Origin of the sequence: Burkholderia sp. HAN2018 (genome assembly GCF_024704855.1) — a bacterium.
GTDB lineage: Bacteria > Pseudomonadota > Gammaproteobacteria > Burkholderiales > Burkholderiaceae > Burkholderia > Burkholderia cepacia.
Genome location: NZ_QOBB01000067.1, coordinates 22,925 through 32,007, shown reverse-complemented (window position 1 = coordinate 32,007; position 9,083 = coordinate 22,925). Strand labels below are relative to the sequence as shown.

Genomic DNA, 9,083 nt, shown 5'->3' with positions numbered 1-9,083 from the left:
CGCCGCGCCGCGCGCGCTGGCGCACGCGCCTCGCGGAGCCGGCAGCCCTGCGCACGATCCGCACGTCGCTGTTCGGGCACATGCCGGGCTGGTTTCCGCCGCATGTGCCGACCGGCCCGTGGCGGCCCGTGGACGTGCTCGATCCGGCCGACGGGCCCGTTCTCGCCGATTGCAACCTGCACGCGCGCCTCGAGGGCGACACCGGCTGGCTCGACGCGGACCTGACGTTCGCCGCGCCGCTGCCCGACGCGCTCGCGGCACGGCTGTCGTGCGGCCAGCACCACGCCACGCTCGAACGTGCGGGCCCCGATCGCCTGCGCGCAAGCGTCGCGGTGCCCAACGTGTGCCGCTGGTGGCCGCATACGCACGGCGAGCCGGTGCTGTACGACATTGCGCTGCATATCGGCGCCGAGCGTCGGCCGCTCGGCGCGACGGGCTTTCGCACGATCGAGGTCGACCCCGGCGCCGACGGCAAGGGCTTCGGGCTGCGCGTCAACGGCGTGCCCGTGTTCGCGCGCGGCGCGTGCTGGAGCAGCGCCGCGCCGCTCGCGCTGCACGCGGACGACGCCACCTACGCCCGCCTGCTCGGGCTCGCGCGCGACGCCGGCTTCAACATGATCCGCGTCGGCGGCACGATGACCTACGAGGCCGATGCCTTTCACGCGTGGTGCGACCGGCTCGGGCTGCTGGTCTGGCAGGATTTCATGTTCTCGAACTTCGACTACGCGCTCGACGATCCCGCGTTCGCGGACAACGTCGATCGCGAGGCCCGACAGTTCCTCTCGCGTCACGGCGCATCGCCGTCGCTTGCCGTCCTGTGCGGCGGCAGCGAGATCGCGCAGCAGGCCGCGATGTCCGGGCTCGGGCCGAAGCAGCGCTTCCTCGAGCTGACCGCCGACCGGCTGGCCGGCCATGCGGCCGCATGCCGGCCCGACGTCCCGTACGTGCCCGATTCGCCCGACGGCGGCGTGCTGCCGTTCATGCCGCGCGAACGCGTGTCGCACTATTACGGAGTCGGTGCCTACCTGCGCCCGCTCGATGACGCGCGCCGCGCGGACGTGCGCTTCGCGAGCGAATGCCTCGCGTTCTCGAACGTGCCATGCGACGCGACGCTCGCCGAGCTCGGCTGGCCCGGCGTGCACGAGCCGCGCTGGAAAGCCGCCGTGCCGCGCGACCCCGGCACGTCGTGGGATTTCGAGGACATTCGCGACCACTATCTGCAGACGCTGTACGACGTCGTGCCCGACCGGTTGCGGCGCGAGGATCCAGCGCGCTACTTCGAACTGTCGCGCGCGGTAGTCGCCGACGTGATGCGCGAGACGTTTTCCGAATGGCGGCGCACCGGCTCGCGCTGCGCCGGCGCGCTGGTCTGGCAGTTCCAGGACGTGATGCCGGGTGCCGGCTGGGGCGTAATCGACGCCGCGCACCGGCCGAAATCGGCGTGGCATGCGCTGCGCCAGGTGCTGCAACCCGTACAGGTGCTGCTCGTCGACGAAGGCCTGAACGGGCTCGACGTGCATGTCGTCAACGAGCGCCCCGCGCCGCTGTCGGCGGCGCTCGAACTGGTCGCGCTGCGCGACGGCCGCACGGCGGTTGCACGGGCCGGCTGCCCGGTTCGGATCGCCGCGCACGACACGGTGCGGATCGGTTCGGCCGAGCTGCTCGGCCGCTTCTTCGACTGGACCTACGCGTACCGCTTCGGCCCCTGCGAACACGACACCGTCGTCGCGACCCTGCGCGGCGACGACGGCACCCTGCTGTCGCAGGCATTCCATTTCCCGTCCCGTACGCATCCGGCGGTGCTGGCGCGCCGCGAACTCGGGCTGGAGGCGTGTGTATCGCGCACCGGCGACACGTGGCACGTCGACATCGATACACGGCACGTCGCACGCCATGTGCAGATCGATGCGCCGGGATTCGTGCCGCGCGACGACTGGTTCCATCTCGCGCCCGGCACGCCGGCGCGGGTGGTGCTCGTTCCGCTTGGAACGGCCGGGAAGAATGGGGCCGCGGATGGGCCGCCGGCCGTGGAAATCCGCGCCGTGAACGCCGCGCGCGCGGTGCGCGCCACGCAGGCCGGTTGACGCGGCGCTCGCGGCTGCGCAAGCCGCGAGCGCCCCGGTCGAATCTCAGTCGGACGAGCCCGTCCCGCGCGGCCGCTCGATCCCGTATGCCTCCATCCAGCGGTACAGCGTCGCGCGCGACACCCCGAGCTCCCGCGCCGAAGCAGCGACGCGCCCGCGCGTGCGCAGCAGTGCCGTTTCGATTGCCTCGCGCTCGATCGACTTGCGGATGTCGGCCACCGACGGCGACGCCGCATCGAGACAGTATTCGAGCTCGAGATCCTGGGCGGTGATCAGGCGGCCTTCCGTCATCACGACCGCGCGGCGCACGCGGTTGATCAGTTCGCGAACGTTGCCGGGCCAGTCGTGCTTGTACAGCGCCGTGATCGCATCCGTCGAGAAGCCGCGCACGCGGTGGCGCGCATCGCCGCGGAAGCGCTCGAGCATGTGATGCGCGAGCAGCTCGATGTCCTTGCCGCGCGCGCGCAGCGGCGGCTGGTCGATGCGCATCACGCACAGCCGGTGGAACAGGTCGGCCCGGAAGCGCCCTTCCTCCATCGCGTCGCGCAGGTCGACGTGCGTCGCCGACACGATCCTGACATCGACCGGCACCGGATCGCTGCCGCCAAGGCGATGGATTGCACGCTCCTGCAGAAAACGCAGCAAGCTTGCCTGGCTCTCGTGCGGCAGGTCGCCGATCTCGTCGAGCAGCAGCGTGCCGCCGTTCGCCGCTTCGACATAGCCGATCTTGCGCGCGTTCGCGCCCGTAAACGCGCCGCGCTCGTAGCCGAACAGTTCGGATTGCAGCAGATGTGGCGGAATGGCGCCGCAGTTGACCGCGACGAACGGGCCGTTGCGGCGCTCCGAATGGCGATGGATCGCGACGGCGGTCAACTCCTTGCCGGTTCCCGTTTCGCCGAACACGAACACCGGTGCGTCCGTGCGCGCGAAGCGCCGCACCGTATCGAACAGCCGCAGCATCGCGCTGCAGGTGCCGACAATGCCTTTCTCTTCGGATTCGAGCCGTTCGCGGTCGCGCGCGAACAGGCATTCCATGCCGTACGCATGGCCGACCGTATCGGCGATCCGCTGGTGCGACGCCGGCAACGTGACGTAATCGAAGCAATAGTCGCGCAACAGCGCGCGCACGTTCGGCGAAGCCGTCTGGCCGACGTCGACGAGTGCGACCCAGACGACGTCGCGCATCGACGCGCAGGTCGACGCAATGCTGCCGATCGCGTCGGCGTGGCCGCCGCTCAGGTCGAGGATGCCGCAGGTGATCTCGCCGGATGTGTCGCGCAGCTCACTCGCCTGCGCGACGATCGACACTTTCCAGTCGCGTCGCGACAGTTCCTTTCGCAGCATGACGGACGGCGACTGCGTCCAGTAAATCAGCGGACGCTGCCCGTTACCACTCCCCGCGCCGGCGCTCTTATCGCGCGTTATTGGCATATTCATAACGAACCATCACTTTCTCCACTCCGCGAACCGTTCGCGTGCGCTGCGGCCGGCGGCGCATGGCCGCCTTTCCGCGCTGCGTTTCCGCAGCTTTGGCGAAGATCGAAACTGCACACGGCGAGAACCCCCGGAGGTCGAGCCGGATGTCATCCGGCCTCGTTGTCATCTAACTCGAAGGGAACGCGCGGCTGCGGGAGCCACGACGTTCCCGCTTTGAAGCGCCCCGCCGTCAAGGCGGAGCGCGTCGGCAGACGGGAATGCCGCCGGCATGTGCGTCACGTCGTACACGACAATGGCGCCCGATGCCGAACCGGATGGCCGCCAACCCGCTCCCGGAATGACTGCCGCATTTCATCCGCATCTGAATTTACACCCCGTTTCGAGATGGTCGTGTTACCAAAAGATAATCCTGAATCAACCGGTTACGCGACCTGTCGCACCGCACCACACGTGTTTGTCCACTGAGATTTGATTATCTACGAGCATTCCAGTCAATCAGTGGCAAATACTACTTTTCCGCAAGATGGGGACGGTCGATTGCCTGTGATATTCATCGAAATCCCCCGGAATGGGCGGCACCGCATTTCATTTTCCACATAATCAGGCCCACCGGCGGCAGGCCGCATCGTATCGCGACCGCATGCGGCCTGCCCGTCCTGCTCTTGTCGGTTACATGCCGTAATCAACCACGCCGCGTCGTGCATCCCGTTCCGCTGTGCCGGCGCACGGCGAAACGCCCGCCGAGCACGCCGGTCGTGTTCCGGCGAATCGTCGCGGCCAGGCGTGATGCCGGTCGTGCCGACCGCCGCCTCCCGCAGTGCAGCATGGCGACGCCCGGTTGCGTCACGCCCGTGCACTGCATTCCATCTGTAAGGATGCGGGCTGCCCGTTGTCGTAATCGGCCATGCCGCACCGCCTGGTCGCCAGCCGCGGCGACGACGCATCGCCGCGGGGGCGCATGCGTGCAAACAATGGCGTGGGGATGAGGGACGCGTGTGCCGCGCGGGCGCGCACGATCCGGAAGGAATTCGACGAGGCTCCACACGGTCTGCCCATGCGATGCAGCCGACCGCGTGCGCGAGGGTGCACCCGGCACCGCCATGCACGATCGCCCCGTCGTGAATGCTCGAAATCTTCAAGTCCTGCCCCGGTTCTTTATTGACGTTCGATGTTGGCTGGCCGCGCATCGAGGCGGGCCGCGACGATGGGTCAATTATGGAAAAGCACCGGCCGCCGCGGTGTGTGCTACCGCACTTTGCGGCGCTCGCGCGGCAGGCCGCGCCGTGCATGCCGTGCCGGCCGCGCGAATCCGGAGCGAGAGTACGCTTTCGAACAGACCGGCGCACGGCGCACCCGGATGATGAGAATCGCCGCACCGCACGGAACGATCGCGTCCGCGCGGCACGGCGTGCCGAAGGCATCACGCGAGGACAGCATCATGGAATGGCATTGTTGTGAATTCGAACATCTGGGCGCCGTCGATCTCTATGCAATCCTGCGCGCGCGCAACGCCGTGCTGGTGGTCGAGGACGCGCACACGCATCTCGACATCGACGGCAAGGACGCGGGCGCGCTGCATGTCTATGCAACCGTACGCGACGGCGACACGATGGAAGTCGCGGCCTACGCACGCATCCTGCCCGGCGACGACATCGACCCGGACGTCGTGATCGACAAGGTGCTGACGAGCGAGCGCCGACGCGACGACGCTACGCTCGAGCAGTTGATCGGGCGCGCCCTCACCGCCGCGCAGGCGGCGTGGCCCGACGCCGCGGTGCGCACGCACGTCCCGGCACCGCGCCAGGCGTTCTACAAGCGTTTCGGATTTCGCAAGGCCTACGGCCCGTATCTCGAACAGGGTGCGCCGTTCGTCGGCCTGGTGCGGCCCAGCGACCGCGCAGCAGGCGCGCTGCGCGGCCTGCTGCACCGGGTCGTTTCGGCACACCGGTCGCGCGACGACGACGCACGTGCCGACAGCCGTACACACAACCGGCTGCCCGCCGACACCGGAGCCAATCGATGACCCGCACCCTTCGCCCGGTTCCCGATCCCGACCTGCCGCGCATCCTGCCGGTGATTCTCGCCGGCGGCTCCGGCACCCGGCTGTGGCCGTTGTCGCGCGAGCAGTATCCGAAGCAGTTGATCGAGCTGATTTCGAACGAATCGCCGCTGTCGGCGACGGCGCGCCGCCTGAACGGCATCGCGAACGCGTCGCTCGGCGACACGTTGCTGCTGGTCTGCGGCGAACAGCATCGCGTCATGAGTGCCGCGCAGGTGGTCGGTCGCGCGGCGCCCGCCCGCATCCTGCTCGAACCGGCCGCGCGCAACACCGCGCCCGCGCTGACGCTCGCGGCACTCGACGCGAGCCAGCTCGCGGACGATCCCGTGCTCGCGGTGATGCCGGCCGATCACGTGATCACCGACGTCGGCGCGTTCCAGGACGCGATCGCGCGCGCGGCGCGCTACGCGCAGGAAGGGGCGATCGTCACGCTCGGCGTGCTGCCCCGACGCGCGGAGACGGGCTACGGCTACATCCAGGTCGGCGAGCCGCGCACGGGCCGCCACGGTGGCCAGGGCGGCTACGCGATCGGACGCTTCGTCGAAAAACCCGATGCGACGCTGGCCGAGCGCTACCTGCAATCCGGCGATTACTGGTGGAACAGCGGGATTTACGTGACGCGCGCATCGGTCTGGCTGAAGGCGATCGGCGCACTCGCACCGGACATCCATGCGGCCTGCGAAACCGCGTGGCGCGCGGGCATCCCCGAGGATCCGTTCTTCCGGATCGATGCGGCGGCCTTCGACACGTGCCCGTCGGACTCGATCGACTACGCGGTGATGGAACGGCTCGCGGAACACGGCGAACTCGGCATCGAAGGCATCGTGGTGCCGCTCGCGGCCGGCTGGTCGGATGTCGGCACCTGGGATGCGATCTGGGAAATCATGCCGAAGGACGATCACGGCAACGTCGCGCGCGGCCCGATCGTGTTCGAGGACACGCAGGACAGCCTCGTGCGTTCGGAGGGCCGCCTGATCGCGTGCGTCGGGATGAAGGACGTCGTCGTGATCGAGACGCCCGATGCCGTGCTGGTCGCGAACAAGCACGACGTGCAGCGCGTGAAGAACATCGTCGAGCGCCTGAAGACCGACCGGCGCCCGCAGGCGCGCGAGCACCGCAAGGTGCAGCGGCCGTGGGGGCACTACGATTCGATCGATCTCGGCCAGCGCTTTCAGGTGAAGCGGATCGTCGTCGAGCCAGGCAAGCGGCTGTCGCTGCAGATGCACTATCACCGCGCCGAGCACTGGATCGTCGTGCGCGGCACCGCGAAGGTGACGCGCGGCAGCGAGACGTTCCTGCTGTGCGAGAACGAATCGACGTACATCGCGGTCGGCGAAGTGCACCGCCTCGAGAATCCCGGCCGGATTCCGCTCGAAATCATCGAAGTGCAATCGGGCGACTATCTCGGCGAGGACGATATCGTTCGGTTCGACGATCAGTATGGGCGGGCGGTCGAGGCGCTGCCTGCCCGACAGACATAGTCGATACGGCGCCCGCCCGGATCTCACTTGATCGATCAACCTGGCGGACGACGCCGTTCGCCGTGCGCGTTCCGCCGTCAATCGACAGCGCCGGGCAATCAACGAGGCTGCCACGCGAATTCGCGAACGCGCGGCAGTAACGACATATCCGCACCGACTACATCGGGCGTAACCAACCGGGTTTGAAGCGCCATCGCGCACGGCTCGGCTTTCGCGTCGCCGACAGCGCAATCCTGCTTCGGGCCAACCCGTACCGGCATGCCTCCGATCCCCGACAATTGATTATCCGCAAGCCGGACCCCAGACACGTTTCCCCACACGCGAATGCCGTCGAAGCGCGCTTGCGATACGCGGTTGCCGATCACGGCCACTTGCGTCACCGTACCGGACCACGTGCTGACCTCTATCGCTGCCTGCTGCGTGAGTGGGCGCGGATCGGTCCGGCCGGTCACCGTCTGGATATTCGCAATTATGTTGTTCTCGATCCGGACACCGGACGCGCCGTAGGTCTGGAAGCTGTCTTCCTGCGCGACGAGAATCCCGGAGCTCACCTGCACGTTGCGCACGACGTTGTTCGAGATCGTCACGTCCGCGCCGCCGACCACCGTGATTCCGCGCCCCCACGTGTTGCCTTCGAGCGAGTTGCGCGTGATGAAGACGTTGCGGCTCAGCACACCATCGCCCCGGTAGCTCACCACGGCAATCATGTCATCCCCGGTGTCACGCACGACATTGCCTTGCACCAGCACGTCACGCGCGCCATGCGTCACATGAATGCCGTCGGCGAGCGTTGACAGTACCTCGTTTCCAACGATCGCGACGTCCGAGCCTCCAAACACGAAAATGCCGGCGCTGGCACCGCCTTCGATCACGTTGTCGAGTACTTGGACGTCGTGCCCCGTCACCTCGACCTTAGTCGACTCCCGCGTCGCCAGGCGCGTCGTGCCGGTTCCCCTGAGCCGAAATCCGATAAGCGTCGTACCGTCGCCCCGTATCTCGACCGTCTGGTCACCCGGGCGGGTTGCCATCAGCGTTGCGCCGTAACCCGACAGCACGACATTCGGCCGCCGCACGATCAGTGAACGACCGATCACATACCGCCCTGGCGCGAACACCAGTCGCTGCCCCGGACGCAACCCGTCCAGCACGCGTTGCAACTCATCCGCCTGATCTGCTCGGCCGGGGGCGGGATAAACGTATGCATCCGGTACGTTCGCATGCAGCGCACCTGAGGCCGACACGTCGGATGCCGCCACGACGATCCCGGGCCACATCGATCCGCCAGCCATCAGGATGCCGGCGATCACGGCGTACGCGCGAGACTGGCATCGTGAACCATGCATATCGAATCGGTTCCCTGGAAAAATCTGATGCACGGGGGCTGCCCCGTGCGCTCGAATACCCGCTGCCGCGGCCGACGTGGTTCACGCCCGCTGCCGCGAAATCGATTGCTTCTGCGGCGACGACAACAAGCTACATCCTTGCCACTCGTTGACCGCCGGGCAGATCGGCGATTTCGTCGAAACGGACGAGGTAATGCCTTCCATTGGACCATTTGATCCTGCTAGACCTCGGTGCGCCAGCACACCTAGATATGCAGCCCCATCTCTTCTGATGCCGCGACATTCCACGAATCGTTACGCGGACATAGCGCGAATCTCACAACGACGAACCGCTCGGTGAATGTCGTCAACCCAGGCGGCGATCGATTAATTCCTTCGTCGGTAAGCCATCGCACCCAGCGCGTCGCGCATGCGCTGCACAATGCCCTCATCGTCAAACGCGCACCACGACAGGCGCTTGCGGTTGCGTGATTTCGAGGGACGGTGACCCGAGGCCTGCCCTCGTCGACTCTACCGTCGACGCCAACGGATCATCCACCTCAATCCCAACATGATGGATTCAATGCGCGCAATTTTCATGAATTCATGAATTAGGAATCCATATTTCACTGATCCGGATGTCGCGTATGCGCGACCCGCCGGCTATTTGACAATCCGCCGTCCAACCACTTTCACGGCA

At 67.1% G+C, this 9,083-nt stretch carries 7 protein-coding genes; 5 read left to right on the top strand and 2 right to left on the bottom strand.

The window, feature by feature from the left end:
* The coding region (locus DPV74_RS18730) for a glycoside hydrolase family 2 protein (protein WP_240439997.1) at nt 1-2,084 on the top strand (2,084 nt) is incomplete at its 5' end.
* Between the two features lie 45 nt (nt 2,085-2,129).
* Here DPV74_RS18730 and DPV74_RS18725 read toward each other — a convergent pair.
* A complete protein-coding gene (locus DPV74_RS18725; RefSeq protein ID WP_034196042.1) occupies nt 2,130-3,521 on the bottom strand; it encodes a sigma-54 dependent transcriptional regulator in 1,392 nt (463 codons plus the stop codon).
* Between the two features lie 1,122 nt (nt 3,522-4,643).
* Between DPV74_RS18725 and DPV74_RS18720 the strand changes: the two genes are divergently transcribed.
* From DPV74_RS18720 to DPV74_RS18710, 3 genes are read left to right on the top strand one after another with little or no spacing between them, the layout of a single operon-like run.
* Complete coding sequence (locus tag DPV74_RS18720) at nt 4,644-4,979, top strand: hypothetical protein (protein WP_124531402.1); 336 nt, start codon at nt 4,644-4,646, stop codon at nt 4,977-4,979.
* Nucleotides 4,960-5,544 (top strand): drug:proton antiporter, encoded by a 585-nt coding sequence (locus DPV74_RS18715; RefSeq protein WP_119337742.1) that lies wholly within the window; start codon nt 4,960-4,962, stop codon nt 5,542-5,544. Before DPV74_RS18720 ends, DPV74_RS18715 begins: the two co-directional genes overlap by 20 nt.
* A complete protein-coding gene (locus DPV74_RS18710; protein ID WP_060358951.1) occupies nt 5,541-7,061 on the top strand; it encodes a mannose-1-phosphate guanylyltransferase/mannose-6-phosphate isomerase in 1,521 nt (506 codons plus the stop codon). Before DPV74_RS18715 ends, DPV74_RS18710 begins: the two co-directional genes overlap by 4 nt.
* 98 nt (nt 7,062-7,159) lie before the next feature.
* Here the strand turns inward: DPV74_RS18710 and DPV74_RS18705 are convergent, their stop codons facing one another.
* Nucleotides 7,160-8,404 carry a nitrous oxide reductase family maturation protein NosD gene (locus DPV74_RS18705; RefSeq protein WP_119337741.1) on the bottom strand — a complete coding sequence of 415 codons (1,245 nt, stop codon included), beginning with the start codon at nt 8,402-8,404 and terminating at the stop codon, nt 7,160-7,162.
* Nucleotides 8,405-8,740: 336 nt separating this feature from the next.
* Between DPV74_RS18705 and DPV74_RS18700 the strand changes: the two genes are divergently transcribed.
* Nucleotides 8,741-8,875, top strand: a complete 135-nt coding sequence (locus tag DPV74_RS18700; RefSeq protein WP_257943093.1) for a hypothetical protein — start codon at nt 8,741-8,743, stop codon at nt 8,873-8,875.
* The last annotated feature ends 208 nt before the right edge of the window (nt 8,876-9,083 follow it).

Bases quoted from the DNA above. Each gene is read 5' to 3' on its own strand.
- DPV74_RS18725 (WP_034196042.1), bottom strand. From the start codon at position 3,521: ATGAATATGCCAATAACGCGCGATAAGAGCGCCGGCGCGGGGAGTGGT.
- DPV74_RS18720 (WP_124531402.1), top strand. From the start codon at position 4,644: ATGCTCGAAATCTTCAAGTCCTGCCCCGGTTCTTTATTGACGTTCGAT.
- DPV74_RS18715 (WP_119337742.1), top strand. From the start codon at position 4,960: ATGGAATGGCATTGTTGTGAATTCGAACATCTGGGCGCCGTCGATCTC.
- DPV74_RS18710 (WP_060358951.1), top strand. From the start codon at position 5,541: ATGACCCGCACCCTTCGCCCGGTTCCCGATCCCGACCTGCCGCGCATC.
- DPV74_RS18705 (WP_119337741.1), bottom strand. From the start codon at position 8,404: ATGCATGGTTCACGATGCCAGTCTCGCGCGTACGCCGTGATCGCCGGC.